This is a genomic window from Ruegeria sp. HKCCD3925 (genome assembly GCF_057221175.1).
The window spans coordinates 927503-948621 of record NZ_JBWVBI010000001.1 but is presented as its reverse complement, the minus strand read 5'-3'; the positions used below and the strand labels follow the sequence as shown (position 1 = coordinate 948621).

Below are 21119 nucleotides of genomic sequence, written 5' to 3'. Positions count from 1 at the left end.
CCTTTTGGATTCCTATCGCATGAGATTGCGGCGCAAGCGCCGCCTGCTGCGTTGCCTACGTCGGCGTCGGGATCTGAAAGCGGTGCAAGATAACACCAACAAGATCAAAGAAAACGACATCTTGTTGATGAGTGTGATGCGGAACGAAAAGATCCGCCTTCCCTATTTCTTAGACTACTATCGAAAGCTTGGCATCAATCACTTCCTGTGCGTGGACAACAACAGCGATGACGGCACCCACGAATACCTGAGCAGCCAGCCGGACGTTTCGCTGTGGTGGACGGATGTAGGTTACAAGAATGCGACCTTTGGTCTGGATTGGTCCAACTACCTGCTGCGCCGCTATGCGCATAAGCACTGGGTTCTGACGGTCGATCCGGATGAATTCTTTATCTATCCTTTTTGCGATACCCGCCCGATCCGCGCCCTGACCGACTGGCTGGACGATACTGGTGTGCGCAGTTTCGGCACCATGCTGATCGACATGTATCCCGAAACCGGAATCATGGATGCGCCCTATCATGAGGGCCAGAACCCCTTTGAAGTCGCGCCTTGGTTCGATTCAGGCAACTTCATGATTACCCGCAACCCGACCTATGGGAATCTGTGGATTCAAGGCGGTGCACGCGCACGGGTTTTCTTTCAGGACAATCCCCTGAAGGCTCCGGCCCTGAACAAGATACCTCTTGTGAAATGGCACCGGCGCTACGCCTATGTCAGCTCAACCCACGCCTTGCTGCCGCGCGGGCTCAATCAGGTCTATGAAGAGCAGGGCGGTGAAAAAACCAGCGGAGCGCTGCTGCATGCAAAGCTGATCAATACGCTTGGGGAAAAAGCTAAAGAAGAGTTGCTGCGCGGACAGCACTATGCTGCGTCGGGCGAGTACAAGGCTTATGCCAAGCAGTTAGAGGATAATCCGGTTTTCTGGAACAAATGGTCCGAGAAATACATCAACTGGCGACAGATTGAGATCCTCGGCCTGATGTCCAAGGGGAACTGGGCATGAGCAGCTTGGGCATCGTAATGCTGGTGCACACCGCGCTGGATCGGGTTGAGCAGGTGGCACGCCATTGGGCCGCCTCGGGCTGTCCTGTGGTCATTCATGTAGATCAGAAAGTCGGCGATCCGGCTTATTCCGATTTTGTCGCCGCTTGTTCGGATGAACCACTGATCCTGTTTTCAAAACGCCATGTCTGTGAATGGGGCGGCTGGGGTATTGTCGCCGCATCACAATCTGCCGCATCGCTAATGTTGGAGAGGTTTCCAGATGTCCGGCATGTATATCTGTCTTCAGGCGCGTGTCTGCCGCTGCGTCCGGTCGCTGATCTGATCGACTATCTGGCCGACCGGCCCCGTGTCGATTTCATCGAAAGCGCAACCACGCGCGACGTCAGCTGGACGATTGGCGGGTTGGATCTGGAACGTTTCACCCTGAGGTTCCCCTTCTCATGGCGCAGGCAACGAAAACTGTTTGACAATTACGTGCGGTTGCAACGCGCCCTCGGTCTGCGCCGCAGAATTCCCGAAGGCCTTGTACCGCATATGGGCAGTCAATGGTGGTGTCTGACCCGCCAAACCTTGTCGGCCATCCTTCAGGATCCCAAGCGCGCCGAATATGATCGCTATTTCCGCCAGGTCTGGATTCCCGATGAAAGCTATTTTCAGACACTGGCACGACTCTATTCCACCCATATCGAAAGCCGATCGCTGACCCTGTCGAAGTTCGACTATCAAGGTCGGCCGCACATGTTCTACGACGATCACCTGCAATTGCTGCGCCGGTCCGACTGTTTCGTGGCGCGCAAAGTCTGGCACAGCGCTAGCCGGTTGTATCAGACCTTCCTGACCGACCAGGACAGCGCACTGACCCCGGCCGAGCCCAACCCCGGCAAGATCGACCGGGTGTTTTCCAAAGCGGTCGAGCGGCGCGTTCGCGGACGGGATGGTCTTTATATGCAAAGCCGTTTCCCCCGCGCGGCTACGGAACGCAGCCTGACAGCCTTTCCCTATTCGGTGTTTCAAGGCTTTACCGAGTTGTTCGAGGATTTCGAACCCTGGCTGACAAACGCCATCGGCGGGCGGGTGCATGGGCACCTGTTCGGTTCCGAACGGGCGCAATTTGCCGAAGATGAGACGATCATCAACGGTGCGCTCAGCGATTGCGCCACGCTACGCGACTATAACCCCTCGGCCTTTCTGTCGAACCTCATCTGGAATACACGAGGCGAGCGTCAGTGCTTTCAATTCGGGCCAACGGATATTCAGAAAATCAATGAATTCCTGACGCAAGACCAGAATGCACATATTGCGGTCATCTCGGGGGCCTGGGCGGTTCCATTGTTCCGTTCGAACCTGAATTTTGCCGATATCCGGTGCGAAGCTGCCCGCCTACAACAGATCGAAAGTAAACAGCTCAAGCTGCTGGATGCCGCCCGCGCAAAGACGCGCATTCGAATATGGACGATGGCAGAGTTTGTGGAATCCCCTATGGAGCAACTGCAGACCGTTCTGGAAGACATGGGCGCGCCCAAGCCCACCCATCTGACCGAGGCACCGACGATGGTGGATCTGACCGGGTTCGGAAAGTTCCTGCAAAACCTCAAGAACCAAGGGATGCATCCCTATCTGATGGGGGATTTCCCTGTGAATGACGTGTTTGGCGCGCAATCCAAATCGTTCAAGAAGCCCTATTTGGTGCAGTAACATAAAATGACCCGCCGCTTCGATTATTTCATCGTTCTGGCCGATATGCGCACCGGTTCGAACCTGCTTGAATTACAGCTGAACACGCTGGATGGCGTCACGTGTCACGGAGAAGCGTTTAACCCCTATTTCGTCGGCCTGCCAAAACTGGACAGCGTTCTGGGCTTTACCCTGGAAGATCGTGAACGCGACCCGATGGCGCTGATCGACGCCATCCGAAACGCGCCGGGCGAGATGAACGGCTTTCGCTTTTTTAGCGACCACGATGCGCGGGCGCTGCCACCGGCGCTGGATGATCCGCGCTGCGCCAAAATCATTCTGATGCGCAACCCTCTGGATAGCTACATATCGTGGAAAATCGCTTTGGAAACAAAGCAGTGGCGGTTGGTGAACATTAAGCAACGGCGGGAGGCGCAAATCACCTTCGATGCCGAAGAATTCGCCGAACAGCTCGACCAGCGGCAAGCATTTCAACAAACAGTGCTCAAACATCTCCAGACCACCGGGCAAACACCGTTCTATATCGACTATGACGATCTAACAGATTTGGACGTTCTGAACGGCCTTGCCGCGTGGCTTGGCGTCAGCGCACGTCTTAAGGAGCTGAACCAGCATCTCAAACGTCAAAACCCGGCGCCTGCCCTGTCGAAAGTGACCAATCCGGATGATATGGAGCTGGCCCTGTCGCAACGTGACCGCTTCAAGCTACACCATATCCCAAGTTACGAGCCGCACCGCGGGCCGGCTGTTTCGCGCTATGTGGGTGCTGCGCAAACTTCGCTGATGTACCTTCCGGTGCGCGGCGGCCCCGAGGCTGAAGTGGTGCGGTGGATTGCCGATCTGGACGGGGTGTCTCAAGCCGACCTGATCACCGGCCGCAATCAAAAACAGACCCGTCAATGGATGCAGGATCATCCCGGTTACCGCAAATTCACGGTGCTACGCCATCCGCTGGCGCGCGCGCACGCTGTGTTCTGCGACCGTATTCTGCACACAGGCCCCGGCGCGTATGTGAGCATTCGCAATATGCTGAGCCGACGGTACAAGGTGCCTCTGCCTGCCAAGGGTGATCTCAGCAATTATACCCGGGATCAGCATTCCGAGGCGTTCGCGGCCTTTCTGGGCATGCTGCGCAGTATTTTGGCGGGTCAAACCCCGATCCGTGTGGATGGGGAATGGTGCGGACAGGCGCAGACGCTGGAAGGCATGGCCGGTTTCACCATGCCCGACCTGATCCTGCGCGAGAATGAGATGGAAACCGCCTTGCCCGACCTTGCCTACAAAGTTGGGCATACAGCCCCGCCAACGCCAAACAGGGCCAAGCCGGACGCGCCGTTTGCACTTGATCAGATTTACGACGCACAGCTTGAAGCGCTAGCGAAGGAAGCGTACCAGCGCGACTATACAATATTTGGATTTGGTGACTGGAAACCGCTTTGAACCTTGCTTAGGGGCGCAGGGTAATCACGGTTCCTTCATTCACCATGGCGTAGATCTCTTCGATCTCATCATTCTTGACCGCAATACAACCTGCCGTCCAATCCGGGGTCTTCTTCGCCCGCTTGAACTCGGATCGCAGATTGGGTTGTCCGTGAATGAAGATGTCGCCGCCCGGATCAACACCTGCGGCCTTGGCTTTAGCCAAGTCTTCCGAATTGGGATACGATATACCCAACGATAGATGATACCTGCTGCGCGGATTGCGGCGGTCGATCAGATAGGTACCCTCGGGCGTACGACCATCGCCTTTTTTGTTTTTCGTGCCGTTGGGCGCAAATCCTAGATCGATATCGTACTCCCGCAAAATCTGCTCGTTATGGAGCAAATACAGCTTGCGTGCACCTTTGTTGATGACCATCGAGGTCACCTCGGGCCCGCGATAAGAAAGAAATCTAGGTTTGGCTGAGGCACACGCTGAAAGGCTCAGCGTTGCCATTGCGCCCATTCCGAATGCTCGACGATCCATTATTTTCACTGCCTGATGCTCTTTTTTGTCAATTATTATGCCAGATTTTCGCGAAACTTAAATCACTTTTTGCTGCTCGACTGTTCCGTCAGGCGGCGTTCGATCGATTCCAGCCTTTCAAGAACCTCATCACGATAGGCGTCGGTCTTGACCTCATCCTCGGCATGGTGGGCATCCTGCATCGAGTTCACGATGAGACCGACCAGCAAGTTCACCACCGCAAAGGTGGTCACCATGATGAAAGGAACAAAGAAAAGCCAGGCGTAGGGATACACCTCCATCACAGGGCGGACGATGCCCATGGACCAGCTTTCCAGCGTCATGATTTGGAACAGCGTATAGGCCGACAGACCCAGATCGCCGAACCAATCGGGGAATGTGCCCGAGAAAAGTTTGGTTGAGATCACAGCGCCGATGTAAAACAGGATCGCCATCAGCAGGAACACGCTGGCCATGCCCGGCAAGGCTGAGATGAAGCCTTCGACCACTCGGCGCAGGCGCGGCGCGACCGAGATAACGCGCAGGACCCGGAGGATACGCAGTGCCCGCAGAACCGAAAGCGCCCCTGCACTGGGAACTAGGGCCACGCCCACGATCACGAAATCAAACACATTCCAGCCGCTGGTGAAGAACCGGCGCCCTGTGGCGATCAGTTTCATGACGATTTCGATGACGAATATGGTAAGGCACAGCTTGTCCAACGTCACGATCAGTGGACCCGCTGCGTCCATCAGCGTAGGCGATGTCTCCATCCCCAGCAGTACCGCGTTGAATAGGATCACACCGGTGATGAATTTCCCGAAAGCCGGTGCTTCGATGATGGGCAGCAGTCGTTGGGCGATCACCATGCGGGTGGTCCTTATCTCAGGATTATTTGTTCAAAATGAACCGAGCAGCAAGTTCGGTGTGTGACGACCATCGAAATTGGTCAACCACCTGTACCCATTCAAGGGCATATCCGGCGTTAACCAGCATTTTTGCGTCACGGGCAAAGGTGATCGGGTTGCACGAGACATAAACAACCACCGGGCGCATGGCCTGCGCCAGCTCGGCCACCTGCGCCTCGGCCCCAGCGCGCGGCGGGTCAAGCACAACGGCGTCGAATTTCTTGAGTTCATCGGGCATGAGCGGGCGGCGGAACAGGTCTCGGGCCTCGGCTGTGACGTGTTTCAAGCCTTGCGCCTTGCGCCAGCCCTGATCCAAGGCCTTCGTCATCTCGGCCTCACCTTCAACCGCATGAACTTCAGCTGTCTGTGCCAGCGGCAGCGAGAATGTCCCGCATCCGGCGAATAGATCGACAATCCGCTTTGCCCCCGACGTAACGTCGGAAACAGCCTGTAATAGAGCCTGTTCTCCGTCTTTTGTGGCTTGTAAAAACGCTCCGGGCGGTGGGGTGACACCAGCGGTTCCAAAGCGTTGGATCGGAGGTACACGCATGGCGATAACCTCATCATCCCAACTAAGCCGGGCAAGGCCGTGATGCTCGGTCGCTTGCGCGAGCGCCAGCTCCAACGGTCCATCCAGCGGTTTGCCGCCCTTGACCGCAACATCCAATCCGCCTTCGGACAGGGTCAGCGTTACGGCCAACACACCTTTCCGACTGCCACCCAACAACGCCAATGCTTCGGCCACCGGGATGGCAGCAATCAAGGTTGGGTGCAGCAAATGGCAATCCGGGATTTCGGTAATCGTGTCAGAAGCGCGACCATGAAACCCGGCCAGCGTACCCTTCTTGGTGCGCCGCACGGCGATGGTGGCCCGACGGCGGGATCGATCAGGCGAAGTGTGAATGGGCCGCATCGGGGCATCGAGCCCCTGCGCGGCCAACGCGTTGCGCACCACCTCAACTTTCCACTCGGCGACAAAATTATCGGTCGCATGTTGCAACTGGCAGCCGCCGCAGGCCTTGTAATGACGGCAGGGTGCCTTCACCCGCTGATCCGAGGGTGTTTCGACGCGAATATCGTTCAGAAACTGACCCAGCAACGTACCGCTGACCACTTCACCCGGCAGAGTGCGTGGCGCATAGATCGGACCATCGGCGATTCCGTCGCCCTGATGTCCAAGGCGGTTTATTGTGTATTGCTGCGTCATGGAGGCCTGATAACTGGGGTTTGAGCGCAACAAAACCCTTTATTCTGCAGCCTCGGCCTGAATGAAGCCGCCCGATTGGCGATGCCAGAACCGGGCGTACAACCCGCCACGCTCCAGCAGAGCCTCGTGCGTCCCGCTTTCAACGATGTGACCGTGGTCCAGAACAATAATCCGATCCATCTCGCTAAGCGTGGACAGGCGGTGGGCAATAGCCAGCACGGTCTTGCCCTGCATCACCCGGTGCAGTGCCGTCTGAATCGCTGCCTCGACCTCGGAATCCAATGCCGACGTCGCCTCGTCCAGAACCAATATCGGTGCGTCTTTCAGGATAGCGCGAGCCAGAGCGATCCGCTGTCGTTGCCCGCCGCTCAGCTTCACGCCGCGTTCGCCCAGATGCGCGTCATAGCCCTTGCGTCCTTGCACATCCTCGAGACCGAGTATGAATTCATGCGCCTCGGCTTTGGTCGCGGCCTCTATCAGCTCATCTTCAGTCGCGTCAGGACGACCATAGAGGATGTTCTCGCGCGCCGAACGATTGAACATTGCGGTTTCCTGCGTGACCATGCCGATCTGGCGGCGCAAGCTGTCCTGAGTGACTTGGCTGACATCCTGCCCGTCGATGCGAATGACGCCTTTTTCGCCGTCATAGAGCCTGAGCAGCAGTGAAACCAACGTTGATTTCCCTGCACCAGACGCCCCGACAATGCCCAGCTTTTCGCCCGGTGCGGCGGTGAAATGCAGATCGGAGACACCGCCAATATCGCGGCCATAAGCAAAACTGACATGATCAAACGCAATCTCCCCTTCTGAGACGATCAGTTCAGAGGCGTTCATCGCGTCCTCGACCCGGTCGCGCTTGGTCAGAGTATGCATCCCGTTTTCAATCTCACCGACATTTGCGTAAAGACCCATCAGTGTGAAACTGACCCAGCCTGTCATTTGTGAGATACGGATCGCCACGGCCCCCGCCGCTACGATATCCCCGGCGGTCGCGCCACCCGCCCGCCACAGCCATAGCGTTGCGCCGATCAACAGGACCGGCAGAACCCCCGCCAGAGTCATCAGGATGAACCGGAAACTGGCCGATAGTTTGCCGAATTCCAGCGACCGTTCACGCAGGTCGACCATGGAATTTCGGGCGGTATGATCTTCGAACTCGGAATGGGCAAACAGCTTGACGGTCTTGATGTTGGTGATCGTATCGACCACCTGCCCCGACACCATCGCCCGCGCCCCCGCCCGCGCGGCAGAGCTTACGCGGATGCGTGGAAGATACCAGCGCACCAGCAGGAAATAGACAACAAGCCAGGCAACAAATGGCAGCATCACAAGCGGGTGAATAGACCCTAATAAAAGCAATGAGCCTGCAAGTGAGGCAATAGCGAAGACAATAGCGCTGATTGTTTCGGACACCACTTGCGTCATGGCGTTCGATGTCTGCATCTGTTTTTGGGCGATACGTCCGGCGAAATCGTCATCGAAATAGGTCACAGACTGGCCCAGCGTCCAGCGGTTCAGTTTTGCCAAAACCAACGGCGTGATGTTGGGCATGACGATGTAGTTGTTTGCCACCGATGACAGTCCGAACAGTGCGGGGCGTAGAAGCATGAAGAATGCGACAGCACCCAAAATGATCGCGAGATTGCCGCCGGTCAGAAACGCCTCGGGGCTGCTGTTGGTGGTCAGATCAATCACGCGGCCCAAGACCCAGGCGGTGCCAGCCTCCATCGCACCCGCGATCGCCGAGAAGGCGGCTGCGACGAACAGCATCGGCCAGGCGCCGGACAAGCTCCAACGGATGAACGCCCCCAGCGTTTGCGGCGGGGGCGTTTCTGTGTCTTTGAACGGTTGGATGAGGTCGGCAATCCTCATTCAGCAGCCTCCGGGTTCAGGAAGCCTCCAGATTGCCGCGCCCAGAACTGGGCGTAAAGCCCTCCTTGCGCCAATAGATCGGAATGGCCGCCTTGTTCAACGATCCGGCCGCCATCCATCACCAGGATGCGATCCATCTGTGCAATCGTGCTGAGCCGGTGCGCGATGGCGATCACGGTCTTGCCTTGCATCATGCCGTAGAGTGTTTCCTGAATCGACGCTTCGACTTCGGAATCTAGGGCGGATGTGGCCTCATCCAACAGCAAAATCGGAGCATCTTTGAGGATCACCCGCGCAAGCGTCACCCGCTGTCGCTGACCACCCGAGAGTTTCACGCCCCGCTCGCCCACATGCGCATCGTAGCCGGTGCGGCCCTCCGGGTCCTGCAGGTCAAGGATGAAATCATGCGCCTCGGCCTGTTTCGCAGCGGCGACCATCTGTTCCTCGGTCGCATCAGAACGACCATAGAGGATGTTAGCCCGCACCGATCGATGCAGAAGAGCGCTGTCTTGTTGGACCATCCCGATATGGCTGCGCAAACTGTCCTGCGTGACCTTCGAGATATCCTGGCCATCGATCAGGATCGCGCCCTTCTCGACGTCGTAAAACCGCAAAAGCAGCTTTACTAGGGTCGATTTTCCGGCTCCTGAGCGACCGATCAGGCCGATCTTTTCGCCTGGCCGGATGGTCAAGTTGACGTGATCCAAACCACCGGTTTCCCGTCCATAGTGATGAGACAGATCGCGTATTTCGATCTGGCCATTACCCAGCCGCAAAGGTTTCGCATCAGGTTCATCCAACAGATCGATGGGCTGCGCGATGGTCTGCATACCCTCGGCAACGATACCCAATTCGCGAAAGAAGCTGGTCAGCGCCCACATGATCCAACCGGTCATGGCATTCAGCCGCAGCGTCAAGGCTGTGGCGGCGGCCACCACACCGACCGTTGCGCTTCCTTGCGCCCAAAGCAGGATTGCCCAACCAACGACACCCACGATCAGCACACCGTTCAACGCAACAAGCGCGGCATCCATAATGGTGAAAATCCGCATCTCGATCTGGAAAGTGCGGCGGGTTTCCGCAATCGCCTCGCGCGCATAGTCCTGTTCCTGAGTGTCATGGGCAAACATCTTGATGGAGTGGATGTTGGTATAGCTGTCCACCACCCGGCCCGTCACGGTAGATCTTGCATCCGACGCCGCCTGCGACGCGGGGCCGACCCGCTTGACGGTCCACCGCACCAAGGCCCCATAGAACACCAGCCAAATCAGCAACGGCAGCAACAGGCGCGGATCAGCTGCCATCAGCAAAATGGCCGCGCCGATCATGTAGGCGATCGAGAATGAAATCGCGTCAAAGACCTGAAACACCACCTCGCCCGCGGCGGGTGGGGTCTGCACGACCCGGTTTGCGATGCGCCCGGCAAAGTCATTCTCGAACCAGCCAACCGATTGACGCAGAACATGTTTATGGGCGCGCCAACGGATCAGCGTGCCAAAGTTCGGCAAGATTGTGTTGTTGAGCAACAGCACGTCAACAAGTTGCAGGATCGGGCGAATGAACAGGATCAGCGCGGCAACCACGATCAACTCAGTTCCATGCGCCCGCCAGAATTCGGCGGGAGAACTGCCCAACAGGTCCACAACGCGGCCCATATAAAAGATCAGCCCGACCTCGACCGCCGCAACGACCACAGACATCAGCGCGGCCATTACGAAAACGCGTTTGAAAGGCTGCGAGTAGCCCAGCATGAAAGGCCACAGCCGCGTCGGTGGCTTGTCTACCTGTTCATAGGCAACAAAAGGGTCAATGAGATTTTCGAAGTAGCGAAACATGGAGAGTGCTCCGATTGAGCAGAAAATAGGTCATGCGAAGAAAGATGGCGCCAGAACACCACCCCTACGGGTCAAAGTGTTCCGGGCTTTAGCCGAACCAGATCCCGTAATACATTCGCATTCCTCCCTCCATATGAGTCAGGCGCACCCTGCCAAATCAAATCGGGTTTGTCATCCCTTTTTGAGACTTCAAATCAGTCGGCCAGCAATTCTTCGCGGCTAAGCGCGAAATCCGACGCGATCCAACGCGCCTCAAGCTCGGCCAGTTTTGCGCCCAGCGCGGGGCCCGAGAAAGCGGGGATCAAATCCGCCGCCTTGATCGGGAAACTGGCCGCGGACCCTTTTTGCAAAGCTCGGTTCAGGTCTTCAGACCAAGGCTGTTCAAGAAATGCATGACGCAAAAGTGTCTCGTGCAATCCGCCTTCCGACCCATAGCGATAACCCAATTCTGCGACACTCGTCGTCGCCATCGCTTCGTCGCGCATCCGAGCCAGACGCTGCAGTTGCGCGCGGCTAAGACGCAGGGTTTTGGCCACTTCGGGCGATGCAATCACGGCCAAACGACGAATCGCTTCGGGCGCTGCATGGGCGTCTTGTTCCAGCTGAATCAGGATCGCCAGCGCCCGGTCATCAACCCCGGGCAAAAGCTGCGCCAAAACGCCAGTGATGCGCATGGCGGCCACCGACGGCGCGGGGTCAGGCGCAGCGAGCAGTTTAAGCATCTCGGCCCCGACCCGTTCGCGCGAAAGTGTCTCTAACCCGTCCAAATTTGCAGCTATTGCATCCAGTGCAGCGGAGTCAAAGCCACCGTCCACATCCCCGTACCAAGCATGAAACCTGAAATATCTGAGCGATCTCAGGTAGTCTTCTTGGATGCGATCACTGGCCTCCCCGATGAACCGTACGCGACGCGCCTGTAGATCCGGCAAACCGTTCAGCGGATCAAGGATTGTGCCGTCAGGTTTGGCATAAAGCGCGTTCATGGTGAAATCACGACGCGCGGCGTCTTCTTCGACCTTGTCGGAAAAGGCGACGACAGCACGCCGACCATCCGTTTCGACGTCACGGCGAAACGTCGTGACCTCGTGCGGGATACCTTTGCTGACAATCGTCACGGTGCCATGGTCTATCCCTGTTGGTATCGGCTTCAGCCCAGCTTTCTGCGCCAGTTCCACGACGTGTTCCGGCCCAGCGTCTGTGGCGATATCAATGTCAGAAACCGGCGCCTGCAGCAGAGCATTGCGCACACAGCCACCAACGAATAGCGCCTGCGCCCCGCCGTTGGTCAGGGCGGTGCATACATCCTGCGTGGCTTGGTCGGTTAACCAATCTTCTGTGATCCGCTTCATTCACTCATCCGCGCTGCCAATCCCCGCAGCATCCGTGCCGTCGCACCCCAGATATAATAGGGGCCATAGGGCACAGCATAGTAATACCGTCTTTGGCCACGCCAACGGCGCGACTCGACGACATAATTCTCTGGGTTCAGGACATGCGCAAGCGGAACGAAGAAGATCTCATCCACCTCGCCCGGTTCGGCGACTGGTTCAAAACTGGCTTCAAGGATCGCAACAACCGGCGTGACCGAAAAGGACGTCACGGTTTCATGAGTCGGCAGATGACCCAGAATACTGGGTAGTTCTGGCGGAAGACCAATTTCTTCCTGTGCTTCGCGCAAAGCTGTCGCAGTAACGTCGATGTCGCCCTCATCCTGTTTTCCACCCGGAAAGGCGATCTGGCCCGGATGGTGTTTCAACGCCGAAGAGCGTTTGGTCAAGATCAATCTGGGTGCGTCTCCCGTCACGGAAACAGGCACTAACACGCCTGCAGGGCGCAGTTTGCGCCCCGCCGGCAGCACCGTTTCCGGGTTCAGATCAAAGTCACTGGACCCGGACCCGTCACGGCTCAGCGCCTCGGTCAGGTCTGTGATCAGATCACGCGCCATCCGGGCCTTCGGCCTCGAACCCGACGGTCGCAGGGTCCAGCACATAGTGCGCACCGCAGAATTGGCAGTCTGCTGTGACGGTGCCTTCGTCCGTGGTCATTGTCGCAATATCCTGCGCCGAATAGATCGACAGGCTTTGGCGCACGCGATCTTCGGAACAGGTGCAGCCGAATTTTACCTGTTGCGCATCATAGACGCGAGGCTGTTCCTCGTGAAACAGACGCACCAGAAGGTCGGTTGGCGCAACGGATGGCCCGATCATCTCCAGATCATCCACGGTATCGAGCAGGATGTTGACGCGATCCCAGTTCTCGCCCTCTTCACCATCCACCAGATCCGAGGCAGACAGGATCTCTCCGCTGCCCTCCCCGGAAGCGGCAAAGGGCGAGGCTTTGGGCATGTGCTGCAGCATGATCCCGCCAGCGCGCCAGTGTTCACCGACACCGGGCTCAGTCGATTTGCCGAAGCTCAACGAAAACCGGGTCGGCAGCTGTTCGGACTGCGCGAAATAGGCTTCCGCACACGCGCTCAGTGATCCCCCGGCCAGTGGGGTGATGCCCTGATAAGGCTGTGTACCTTCACCTTGGTCAATCATGATGGCGAAGTACCCGTCACCCACCTGATCGAAAGGGGCTGCATCGGTCAGCCGGTCGCGGTCAAAGCTCGCATATGCGCGGATCTGCGCGGGTTCGCCCTCGACCTGTGGCGCATAATAATCGGTTGCGATCATCCGCACCGCGCCCTTGGATTGCACCTGCAGAGACAGCTTCCAGCGCAGCGATACCGTTTGCCCTATCAATGCAGTCAGCAGGGCCATCTCGGCCACCAGCGCCTCGACCACCTCGGGGTAGTCGTGCTGTTTCAAGATGCCGCCCAACACGCCGTCCAGCCGGGCCACGCGGCCTCGCATGTCGGGTATATCGAGTTGAAAGGGCAGGACCGTGTCGTCCCACGCGATTTTGGTTCCAATAGACATGGGGTTTCCTTAAGCGCCACAGGTTGGCATACCGCCACCATATAGGTTGAACAGTTTTGGTTGAAAGGGGCCTTACATGATCAGACGGTTCGGTGAAAGCCCCGAGGCAGAGCGAAAATACACCCGGCGGGTCGGCGTTTATGCCCTATTGCCACAAGGCAACCGATTGCTGCTGACCTGTCAGCTGGAACCCGGACCCGATCTGCAGCTGCCGGGCGGCGGCATCGATCCGGGGGAATCACCGATTACAGCGCTTCACCGTGAGGTTTACGAAGAAACCGGCTGGCTGATCGCCGCGCCCCGGAGAGTGGGTGCGTTTCGTCGATATACCTACATGCCGGAATACGATCTGTGGGCCGAGAAGGTCTGCCTGATTTACCGCGCCCACCCGGTCAGACGCCTAGGCCCTCCGACCGAAGACATTCATGAGGCCATTTGGATGGAGACCGCAGATGCCGTTCATCTGTTGGGCAACGAGGGCGACGCCCATTTCGCCCAGCGCCACCTGCATGGGCTTTAAGGTCCGTTATATTCAAAAAACACTGCAGAGACATCATCCGCAATTCCGCTGTCCGGTGACATCACCTGTGTAAGACGCCAGAACATGTCATCCAGGAATTCCGGTCCACCGTGATCGACGGCGCATTCAACAGCCATTGCCTTCAACCCGTCATCATCCAGCAAACTGCCGTCGGCGAGCTTGCATTCGGTGAACCCGTCCGAATGCAAGAGCAGTTTGTCGCCCGGTTGCATATAGGTTTCCGTCTGCTGAAACTGCGCCTCAGACAGCAGACCAATGGGCAACCCGCCTTCGCCCAGAAACTCGGTTTTACCATCACGGCGCAGCAACAGCGGATGCGGGTGTCCGGCCTGCACCATTTTCAGATGTCCGTTGCGCAGATCGATGATGGCATAGACCATGGTGAAATATTCTTCGATCCCGGCATCGGCGATCAGACGCGAGTTGAGCAACGACGCGACCTCTTCGGGTGGCAGAAGGGCGTAGAATTTATTGAAACGACGCTCCATCGCAATGTTCTGATCGAAATGCGTGCTGGACAGATACCCGCCCAGCCGTGCCGTCATCATCGCAGAGGTGATCCCGTGGCCCGAGACATCGATGCTGTAAAACCCGAGCCGATTGACACCGGGCGAAAACATCCCCACCAGGTCACCACCGATATGACCACAGGGTTTCAGAAGCAGGCTGACCTGTGAGTTGCCAAAGGTCCCCTTCAATTCAGGCACCAGCGAATCCTGAATTTTGCGCGCCTGCATCAGGTCTTTATCAATCGCATCATGGGCAAGCTTCAGTTCGTTCAGCGCTGTTTCGATCAATTGGTTTTTTCGGGACAATTCGCGTTGCATGTCAAGAATACGCGCCCCGGCCGATATGCGCGCACGCAGCTCATCAGCCTCAAGCGGCTTGATCAGAAAATCGTCTGCCCCAGCATCCAGACCGCGCGCGACCTCCTGCTTTTCGCTTTTTGAGGTCAGAAGAATGAAATAGCTATATTGCTCACTGTCCAGCTCTCGGAAGGCGCGACAAAACTCAAGCCCGCCCATACCTGGCATGACCCAGTCGCTTAGAACAAGATCAGGTGGGTCCGAGGTGCAAAGCTCTATCGCGGCTTCACCACTGTCGGCTTCAAGAACCTCGAATCCCCACTTTTTTAGCGAGGCCACCAGAATGCGCCGCTGCAGACGGCTGTCGTCCACAACAAGAACCTTGCGGATCGCGCCAAAATCCAGCTCGACCCGGGCCTCTACTTGACTGGCATCCGGCACCATGAAGTCCCTGTACTTGCTCAACTCTCCTGTTGTCGCAACGCTAAGGGCGGCGGCTTAACATCAGATGAAAGATCGAGCAGCCATAGTTTAACCCCACGTTTACCCGCAGCAGGATACCAATATGTAACCGCAAGAGGGTGGCATGATTCAGTGGTCCAGAGTCAGACAATTACGTGATGAAGTCGGCGCAGACGAGTTCACCGAGGTTGTCGAAATCTTTTTGGACGAGGTTCAGGAAGTTATCACTAAGCTACGCGATGACACTGCCCGCTCCGAGATCGAACAGAACCTACATTTCCTGAAGGGCAGCGCGCTGAGTCTTGGCTTTGATAGTTTCTCGAAACTGTGCCAGGACGGTGAGCGACGCGCAGCCGCTGGTGAAAGCGCCGCCGTTGATTTGCTGGCGATTATCGCGGCCTACGACGAGTCGAAAAAACTGTTTCAGGCCGGTCTGGCCGAAAACCTGCGCTAGATCACAAACTGTGCCAGCGTCTCGTCTTCGGTGATATCCGTATAAGTAAACCCGGCTTCATCCAGATGCGCAAACAGGCGCATGAAATTCTCGGGCTTGCGGGTTTCGATTCCGATCAGGACCGAGCCAAAGTTGCGCGCCGATTTCTTCATGTATTCGAACCGTGCGATATCATCCTCAGGGCCGAGGATGCCGAGGAATTCTTTCAGGGCACCGGGGCGCTGCGGTAGGCGCAGGATGAAGTATTTCTTCACCCCGGAATAGCGCTGCGCACGTTCTTTGACCTCTGGTAAACGCTCGAAATCGAAGTTCCCGCCCGAGGTGACACAGACCACCGTCTTGCCACGCACAAAGCTTTGCACGTCACCCACGGCCTCAACCGCCAATGCACCGGCAGGTTCCAGAACGATGCCTTCGACATTCAGCATCTCGATCATGGTGGTACAGATGCGGTCTTCGGACAAAGTCAGCACATCCGACAGATGCCGCGATTTCAGCAATTCAAACGGTTTCTCACCAATCCGGCCTACTGCTGCGCCATCGACAAATGTATCCACATGATCCAGCGCCACCGGGTGCCCCGCTGCCAGCGCCGCGCGCAAACACGCCCCGCCGGCCGGTTCCACGAACAGGCAATGCGCCCGGTCCCCGAACCAGGTCGCCACCCCCGAAGACATACCGCCGCCGCCAACCGGCAGAATTACATGATCGGGCACTCGGCCCAATTGCTCTTCGATCTCAACCGCCAATGAGGCCTGCCCCTCGATCACATCCGCATCATCGAACGGAGACAGGAAATATCCGCCCTGTTCTGCGCACCAGTTTTGCGCCGCAGCCAGCGTGTCATCGAAATAATCACCGATCAGGTGAACCTCGATATTGTCGCCGCCGAAAATGCGCGTCTTTTGGATCTTCTGCTGCGGCGTGGTCACCGGCATGAAGATCACACCCCGCACACCCAGATGCTTACACATATAGGCCACGCCCTGCGCATGGTTGCCAGCGCTGGCGCAGACGAAAAGGTCCTGCCCCTGCTGCTTGCGCATCGCATTGAACGCACCGCGGATTTTATACGACCGCACCGGGCTGAGGTCTTCGCGCTTGAGCCAGATATCCGCGCCGTAACGGTCGGACAGATGGGCGTTCCGCTGCAACGGAGTTGCCGGAAACACTGAGCGCATTGCCTTTTCGGCAGCGCAGGCGCGGGTCGTGAAATCAGTCATGTTGGATTCCCTGCCCCATCATCGTCGAAAGGGCAAGGAATACATATGTGTACGGGCTTAGGCCAGCTCGCGCTTTTCGATGAACACACCATAGATCGTCGTCAGGATACTGACATTGATCAGTGGGACGATCAGCATGCTCGCAAATAAGACAATCAAGACACCGATGATCGGGACGAAAAGCAGCAAAGACGCCAGTAGCTGAAGCAATATTTGGAAGAGGATGGATAAGACGACCAGAAGTGCGATGGCTCCGCTTGCGCCCGAGGTTGCTTGCCACGCTTCAGACAGCTTTATTGGTTTTCCGATCGCTGCGCCGGGTAAAATCGGGGAGGCCCGATAGAATCCGATCGTGAGAAAGATGATCAAACCCAGCCAAACCAGAATTCCCAGCGCCACAGAGGATTGCGCCATCATGCCCATGATCAGCGCTCCCGGTATCATGATGATAAGAGCGATTAGGCCGAGCATCAGAAGGCGTCCGAAATAGGCGAGCACACGGTCGAACCTGAAAGGCGGAACCAAACCGCTTGGATATTCCTCAAGTAGAACAAAACGGTGCCACGACACGACAATCCACAGCATGACCCCAAAGACAACGGCCATAAGGCAGAGCAGAAATCCGGTGAAGGACGCGGCCGTTACGCCTTCAGGGAAGCCATTGGTTTCACTGTTGAATTCTTCGAAAGGGATGCCAAACAGGAAGAACAGGCCGATGGCTAAAAAGCCTCCAATGAGCGCCGGTACGAATGAAATCTGTAGCGCCTGCGTCAGGTTCCTAAGAACCATCCTCACCGAATGCACGAAAATCTCTAATCCCAGCATAAATACCGCCCTCTCAACCAATCCTTGTTCTCTATCCGCCCGTTTCACCCCAATTCCCGGGCTGCGTCAATCCACACAGCTTGCCCCCACGCCCAAAACCCGTTAGGGGCCAGTCGTTCTACGCATAAAGGGAAGTCAGATGTCCGCGCCCAAGAAAGTTGTTCTGGCCTATTCCGGTGGCCTTGATACCTCGATCATTCTGAAATGGCTGCAGACCGAGTATGGCTGTGAGGTCGTAACCTTCACCGCCGATCTGGGTCAGGGCGAGGAGCTGGAGCCCGCCCGCAAGAAAGCCGAGCTGCTGGGGATCAAGCCCGAGAACATCTATATCGAAGATATCCGCGAGGAATTCGTCCGCGATTTCGTCTTCCCGATGTTCCGCGCCAATGCACAGTACGAAGGGCTGTATTTGCTGGGTACGTCGATTGCGCGCCCTCTGATCTCGAAACGTCTGGTCGAGATCGCCGAAGCGACCGGTGCTGACGCTGTGGCCCACGGCGCGACTGGCAAGGGCAACGATCAGGTTCGTTTTGAACTGGCTGCTTACGCACTGAATCCCGAAATCAAGGTGATCGCGCCGTGGCGTGAGTGGGACCTGACCAGCCGTACCAAGCTGTTGGAATTTGCCGAGGCGAACCAGATCCCGATCGCCAAGGACAAGCGTGGTGAGGCCCCGTTCTCGGTCGATGCCAACCTGCTGCACACCTCGTCCGAGGGTAAGGTTCTGGAAGACCCCGCCGATATGGCACCCGACTATGTCTATCAGCGCACCGTCCACCCCGAGGATGCGCCGAACGAGCCGGAGTTTATCGAGATCGGTTTTGAAAAAGGCGACGCGGTCAGCATCAATGGCGAGGCGATGAGCCCCGCGACCATCCTGACCAAGCTGAACGAATATGGCGGCAAGCACGGCATCGGTCGTTTGGACCTGGTTGAAGGTCGGTTCGTGGGCATGAAATCGCGCGGCATCTACGAAACTCCCGGCGGCACCATCCTGCTGGAAGCACATCGTGGCATCGAGTCCATCACCATGGACCGCGGCGCGATGCATCTGAAAGACCAGCTGATGCCGCAATATGCCGAGCTGATCTATAACGGCTTCTGGTACAGCCCCGAGCGTGAGATGCTGCAGGCAGCCATCGACAAGTCGCAAGAGCATGTCACCGGCACCGTTCGCGTGAAACTGTACAAAGGTCTTGCCTCAACCGTGGGCCGCTGGTCGGATCATTCGCTGTACTCCGAGGCGCACGTGACCTTTGAGGAAGACGCTGGTGCATATGATCAGAAAGATGCGGCAGGCTTCATCCAGTTGAACGCACTGCGCCTGAAGCTTCTGGCCGCGCGTGACAAACGGCTGAGCAAGTAAGCGTTCAGAATTTTAGATCTGGCCCCGGTGTCTGATCAGGCACCGGGGTTTTTCTTTGCCGGGTTTCCGTCGGGTCGGGCTTGCCCGGATCAGGAAATTGTCTTTACGCATACGTCAACCAGGGAAGGACGGATAATGCTGCAAGACATCGCCGACGGAATTCAAAAGGGTTTGAACGGCAAAAGCTTTGACGGATCGCTTAAGTTCGATTGTGGTGATGAGGGTGTGATCGTTCTGGCGGAGAATACTGCCTCAACCCAGGATCGGGACACAGACTGCACCATCCGCATCTCACGCGAGAACCTCTCTAAGTTGCTGACCGGTAAGCTGAATCCAATGACCGGGGTTGCGCTGGGCAAGCTGAAAATCTCGGGCAACATGGGTGTTGCGATGAAGCTGGGGCAGCTGCTGGGCTGATAAACTCGTCTCACCAGCGCGTGACAAATCATGTCAGCGCATTGCAAGCACAAAAATCTGCGGGCAGCTTGGTTTCGGAAGGAGACCTGCCATGACCCGGATCACTTACCTTGATCGCCTGAAACCTTCACTTCTGTTTGTGCTGATCTTGTTGGCAGCAATGCTGCGCGCCTTACCTGCTCCGGCCGCTGGCACTGAGACGCTAACAGTCGCCGGTGGCTGTTTCTGGTGTGTGGAATCCGATTTCGAATCCGTGCCCGGCGTGATCGGCGCGGTCTCGGGCTATACCGGTGGCAAGACGGATAGCCCCACCTATGATCAGGTCTCGAAAGGCGGAACGGGGCATTACGAGGCGGTCCAGATCACCTTCGATCCCGCCCGCGTTTCCCGTGCAACCTTGCTGAACATGTTCTTCCGCTCAGTCGATCCCACGGATGCGGGCGGCCAGTTCTGCGATCGCGGCGACAGCTATCGCACAGCAATTTTCGTCTCTAACAAAGGGGAAAAGGCGCAGGCACAGCAAGCCAAGACCAGCGCACAAAACGCGCTGGGGCAGACTGTGGTCACGCCGATCCTGCAAGCCGGAACGTTTTATCCAGCCGAGGCGTATCACCAGGATTATTACAAGGGTAGCAAGCTGGTATTGACCCGCTTTGGCCCCAAGCGCCAAAAGAACGCCTATAAGGCCTACCGCGAAGCCTGCGGTCGCGATGCGCGGGTCAAACAATTGTGGGGCAACGAAGCGCCCTTTGCGGGGTCCTAGTCAAACTGCACTTCGCGCACCTCTTTCAGATCAGGAATGACATCTGCAGTGCCGTGCCGCGTGACCATCAGGGCCGCGGCACGGTTTGCTTGGGTAATCGCCTGCGCCATCGGCATACCCCGGTCCATTCCAGCCAACACATAGCCGGTGAATGTGTCACCTGCCCCGGTGGTATCCACAGCGTTGACCTTATGGGCCTGAAACGCTTGGGGTTGATGATCTTGCTGATAATAGCGCGCACCTTTTGAGCCAAAGGTGACGATCACATGTTCGATCGGCAGGTCTGAAGGGGCGAGACCCGTTGCATCCTGCAATTGCTCGGCCTCGACTTCGTTGAGGATCAGAAAATCCAGATACGGTAGAACCGCTTGAACTGCGTCTGCCTGAAATGGGGCGGCGGCGTAGCAGACAGTCAGCCCCATTTCGCAACCTAGTTTAGCGGCCTCAATCTGTGCATTGGTTTCGTTCTGCATCACCAGCAGATCACCAGAAACAGCCGAGGACAATGCCTGCCCAAGTTGGTCGTTCGAGATGGCATGGTTGGCGCCTTGATACAGAACGATCAGGTTTTCACCCTGCGCATCTACTGCGATGATGGCGTGACCGGTCGGCACATCCACCTCGGCAATATGCCGCGTGTCCACGCCATATTCGGTCAGCCGGTCCCGTGCCCAAAGGCCATCCGAGCCCACCGCGCCGATATGGGATACCCGCGATCCGGCTCGTGCAGACGCCACAGACATGTTGGCGCCCTTGCCACCCAGAAACCTCTGTAGCCCACTGGCCGCCAGTGTCTCACCCGCTTCGGGCAAATGCGGCAGGGCATAGACCATATCCGCGTTGATTGAGCCAAGGTTCCAGATTGTCATGA

General features: G+C 57.2%; 20 protein-coding genes. 8 read left to right on the top strand and 12 right to left on the bottom strand.

What is annotated here, in order from left to right; translation table 11 throughout:
* Positions 1-19 precede the first annotated feature (19 nt).
* Genes AC2TEM_RS04650 through AC2TEM_RS04640 form a run of 3 tightly spaced genes read left to right on the top strand, consistent with a single transcriptional unit; the run spans position 20 to position 4143 of the window.
* Positions 20-1006 carry a glycosyltransferase family 2 protein gene (locus AC2TEM_RS04650; RefSeq protein WP_170399507.1) on the top strand — a complete coding sequence of 329 codons (987 nt, stop codon included), beginning with the start codon at positions 20-22 and terminating at the stop codon, positions 1004-1006.
* The gene (locus tag AC2TEM_RS04645) at positions 1003-2703 is read left to right on the top strand and encodes a DUF5927 domain-containing protein (protein ID WP_170426305.1); all 1701 of its coding nucleotides are present in this window, start codon (positions 1003-1005) and stop codon (positions 2701-2703) included. The genes AC2TEM_RS04650 and AC2TEM_RS04645 overlap by 4 nt, the downstream gene beginning before the upstream one ends.
* Before the next feature lie 6 nt (positions 2704-2709).
* The gene (locus tag AC2TEM_RS04640) at positions 2710-4143 is read left to right on the top strand and encodes a sulfotransferase family protein (RefSeq protein WP_170426307.1); all 1434 of its coding nucleotides are present in this window, start codon (positions 2710-2712) and stop codon (positions 4141-4143) included.
* 7 nt (positions 4144-4150) lie between these two features.
* On the opposite strand, the gene AC2TEM_RS04635 is transcribed toward AC2TEM_RS04640, so the two are convergent.
* From AC2TEM_RS04635 to hslO, 8 genes are all read right to left on the bottom strand, one after another.
* The gene (locus AC2TEM_RS04635) at positions 4151-4669 is read right to left on the bottom strand and encodes a L,D-transpeptidase family protein (protein ID WP_170408782.1); all 519 of its coding nucleotides are present in this window, start codon (positions 4667-4669) and stop codon (positions 4151-4153) included.
* A 62-nt stretch (positions 4670-4731) separates the two neighbouring features.
* Positions 4732-5517: an ion transporter gene (locus tag AC2TEM_RS04630; protein ID WP_170426309.1), complete on the bottom strand. Its 786-nt coding sequence runs from the start codon at positions 5515-5517 to the stop codon at positions 4732-4734.
* A gap of 22 nt (positions 5518-5539) precedes the next feature.
* The gene (locus tag AC2TEM_RS04625; RefSeq protein ID WP_170426311.1) at positions 5540-6763 is read right to left on the bottom strand and encodes a class I SAM-dependent RNA methyltransferase; all 1224 of its coding nucleotides are present in this window, start codon (positions 6761-6763) and stop codon (positions 5540-5542) included.
* Positions 6764-6802: 39 nt separating this feature from the next.
* Positions 6803-8635: an ABC transporter ATP-binding protein gene (locus AC2TEM_RS04620; RefSeq protein ID WP_170426313.1), complete on the bottom strand. Its 1833-nt coding sequence runs from the start codon at positions 8633-8635 to the stop codon at positions 6803-6805.
* Entirely contained in the window at positions 8632-10470 is a 1839-nt protein-coding gene (locus AC2TEM_RS04615; protein WP_170426315.1) for an ABC transporter ATP-binding protein, read from the bottom strand. Before AC2TEM_RS04615 ends, AC2TEM_RS04620 begins: the two co-directional genes overlap by 4 nt.
* 194 nt (positions 10471-10664) lie before the next feature.
* The gene (locus AC2TEM_RS04610; RefSeq protein ID WP_170426317.1) at positions 10665-11819 is read right to left on the bottom strand and encodes a CCA tRNA nucleotidyltransferase; all 1155 of its coding nucleotides are present in this window, start codon (positions 11817-11819) and stop codon (positions 10665-10667) included.
* Complete coding sequence (locus AC2TEM_RS04605) at positions 11816-12415, bottom strand: CoA pyrophosphatase (protein ID WP_170399354.1); 600 nt, start codon at positions 12413-12415, stop codon at positions 11816-11818. The genes AC2TEM_RS04610 and AC2TEM_RS04605 overlap by 4 nt, the downstream gene beginning before the upstream one ends.
* Positions 12405-13391 (bottom strand): Hsp33 family molecular chaperone HslO, encoded by a 987-nt coding sequence (hslO, locus tag AC2TEM_RS04600; protein WP_170399357.1) that lies wholly within the window; start codon positions 13389-13391, stop codon positions 12405-12407. The genes AC2TEM_RS04605 and hslO overlap by 11 nt, the downstream gene beginning before the upstream one ends.
* A gap of 76 nt (positions 13392-13467) precedes the next feature.
* On the opposite strand from hslO, the gene AC2TEM_RS04595 reads away from it, so the two are divergent.
* Positions 13468-13911 carry an NUDIX hydrolase gene (locus AC2TEM_RS04595; RefSeq protein WP_170426319.1) on the top strand — a complete coding sequence of 148 codons (444 nt, stop codon included), beginning with the start codon at positions 13468-13470 and terminating at the stop codon, positions 13909-13911.
* Here AC2TEM_RS04595 and AC2TEM_RS04590 read toward each other — a convergent pair.
* Positions 13908-15182, bottom strand: coding sequence for a SpoIIE family protein phosphatase (locus AC2TEM_RS04590; protein ID WP_170426388.1), 1275 nt, complete (start codon positions 15180-15182; stop codon positions 13908-13910). The two genes, AC2TEM_RS04595 and AC2TEM_RS04590, sit on opposite strands and share 4 nt — an antisense overlap.
* A gap of 142 nt (positions 15183-15324) precedes the next feature.
* On the opposite strand from AC2TEM_RS04590, the gene AC2TEM_RS04585 reads away from it, so the two are divergent.
* Positions 15325-15654, top strand: coding sequence for an Hpt domain-containing protein (locus tag AC2TEM_RS04585; protein ID WP_170426321.1), 330 nt, complete (start codon positions 15325-15327; stop codon positions 15652-15654).
* Here the strand turns inward: AC2TEM_RS04585 and ilvA are convergent.
* A complete protein-coding gene (gene ilvA, locus AC2TEM_RS04580) occupies positions 15651-16877 on the bottom strand; it encodes a threonine ammonia-lyase IlvA (protein WP_170426323.1) in 1227 nt (408 codons plus the stop codon). The genes AC2TEM_RS04585 and ilvA overlap by 4 nt on opposite strands.
* Positions 16878-16934: 57 nt before the next feature.
* Entirely contained in the window at positions 16935-17702 is a 768-nt protein-coding gene (locus AC2TEM_RS04575; protein ID WP_170426325.1) for a hypothetical protein, read from the bottom strand.
* Positions 17703-17841: 139 nt separating this feature from the next.
* Here AC2TEM_RS04575 and AC2TEM_RS04570 point away from each other — a divergent pair, with 139 nt between their 5' ends.
* The 3 genes from AC2TEM_RS04570 (at position 17842) to msrA (ending at position 20248) form a co-directional block, all read left to right on the top strand.
* Positions 17842-19068, top strand: a complete 1227-nt coding sequence (locus AC2TEM_RS04570) for an argininosuccinate synthase (protein WP_170426327.1) — start codon at positions 17842-17844, stop codon at positions 19066-19068.
* Positions 19069-19203: 135 nt separating this feature from the next.
* Positions 19204-19485 carry an SCP2 sterol-binding domain-containing protein gene (locus AC2TEM_RS04565; protein ID WP_170408793.1) on the top strand — a complete coding sequence of 94 codons (282 nt, stop codon included), beginning with the start codon at positions 19204-19206 and terminating at the stop codon, positions 19483-19485.
* A gap of 91 nt (positions 19486-19576) precedes the next feature.
* Complete coding sequence (gene msrA / locus AC2TEM_RS04560) at positions 19577-20248, top strand: peptide-methionine (S)-S-oxide reductase MsrA (protein ID WP_170426329.1); 672 nt, start codon at positions 19577-19579, stop codon at positions 20246-20248.
* On the opposite strand, the gene AC2TEM_RS04555 is transcribed toward msrA, so the two are convergent.
* Positions 20245-21117, bottom strand: coding sequence for a ribokinase (locus AC2TEM_RS04555; protein WP_170426331.1), 873 nt, complete (start codon positions 21115-21117; stop codon positions 20245-20247). The genes msrA and AC2TEM_RS04555 overlap by 4 nt on opposite strands.
* Positions 21118-21119: the final 2 nt, after the last annotated feature.

Bases quoted from the DNA above. Each gene is read 5' to 3' on its own strand.
- AC2TEM_RS04635 (WP_170408782.1), bottom strand. From the start codon at position 4,669: ATGGATCGTCGAGCATTCGGAATGGGCGCAATGGCAACGCTGAGCCTT.
- AC2TEM_RS04575 (WP_170426325.1), bottom strand. From the start codon at position 17,702: ATGCTGGGATTAGAGATTTTCGTGCATTCGGTGAGGATGGTTCTTAGG.
- AC2TEM_RS04620 (WP_170426313.1), bottom strand. From the start codon at position 8,635: ATGAGGATTGCCGACCTCATCCAACCGTTCAAAGACACAGAAACGCCC.
- AC2TEM_RS04555 (WP_170426331.1), bottom strand. From the start codon at position 21,117: ATGACAATCTGGAACCTTGGCTCAATCAACGCGGATATGGTCTATGCC.
- msrA (WP_170426329.1), top strand. From the start codon at position 19,577: ATGACCCGGATCACTTACCTTGATCGCCTGAAACCTTCACTTCTGTTT.
- AC2TEM_RS04650 (WP_170399507.1), top strand. From the start codon at position 20: ATGAGATTGCGGCGCAAGCGCCGCCTGCTGCGTTGCCTACGTCGGCGT.
- AC2TEM_RS04605 (WP_170399354.1), bottom strand. From the start codon at position 12,415: ATGGCGCGTGATCTGATCACAGACCTGACCGAGGCGCTGAGCCGTGAC.
- AC2TEM_RS04625 (WP_170426311.1), bottom strand. From the start codon at position 6,763: ATGACGCAGCAATACACAATAAACCGCCTTGGACATCAGGGCGACGGA.
- AC2TEM_RS04615 (WP_170426315.1), bottom strand. From the start codon at position 10,470: ATGTTTCGCTACTTCGAAAATCTCATTGACCCTTTTGTTGCCTATGAA.
- AC2TEM_RS04590 (WP_170426388.1), bottom strand. From the start codon at position 15,182: ATGGTGCCGGATGCCAGTCAAGTAGAGGCCCGGGTCGAGCTGGATTTT.
- hslO (WP_170399357.1), bottom strand. From the start codon at position 13,391: ATGTCTATTGGAACCAAAATCGCGTGGGACGACACGGTCCTGCCCTTT.
- AC2TEM_RS04630 (WP_170426309.1), bottom strand. From the start codon at position 5,517: ATGGTGATCGCCCAACGACTGCTGCCCATCATCGAAGCACCGGCTTTC.
- ilvA (WP_170426323.1), bottom strand. From the start codon at position 16,877: ATGACTGATTTCACGACCCGCGCCTGCGCTGCCGAAAAGGCAATGCGC.
- AC2TEM_RS04640 (WP_170426307.1), top strand. From the start codon at position 2,710: ATGACCCGCCGCTTCGATTATTTCATCGTTCTGGCCGATATGCGCACC.
- AC2TEM_RS04565 (WP_170408793.1), top strand. From the start codon at position 19,204: ATGCTGCAAGACATCGCCGACGGAATTCAAAAGGGTTTGAACGGCAAA.
- AC2TEM_RS04570 (WP_170426327.1), top strand. From the start codon at position 17,842: ATGTCCGCGCCCAAGAAAGTTGTTCTGGCCTATTCCGGTGGCCTTGAT.
- AC2TEM_RS04595 (WP_170426319.1), top strand. From the start codon at position 13,468: ATGATCAGACGGTTCGGTGAAAGCCCCGAGGCAGAGCGAAAATACACC.
- AC2TEM_RS04610 (WP_170426317.1), bottom strand. From the start codon at position 11,819: ATGAAGCGGATCACAGAAGATTGGTTAACCGACCAAGCCACGCAGGAT.
- AC2TEM_RS04645 (WP_170426305.1), top strand. From the start codon at position 1,003: ATGAGCAGCTTGGGCATCGTAATGCTGGTGCACACCGCGCTGGATCGG.
- AC2TEM_RS04585 (WP_170426321.1), top strand. From the start codon at position 15,325: ATGATTCAGTGGTCCAGAGTCAGACAATTACGTGATGAAGTCGGCGCA.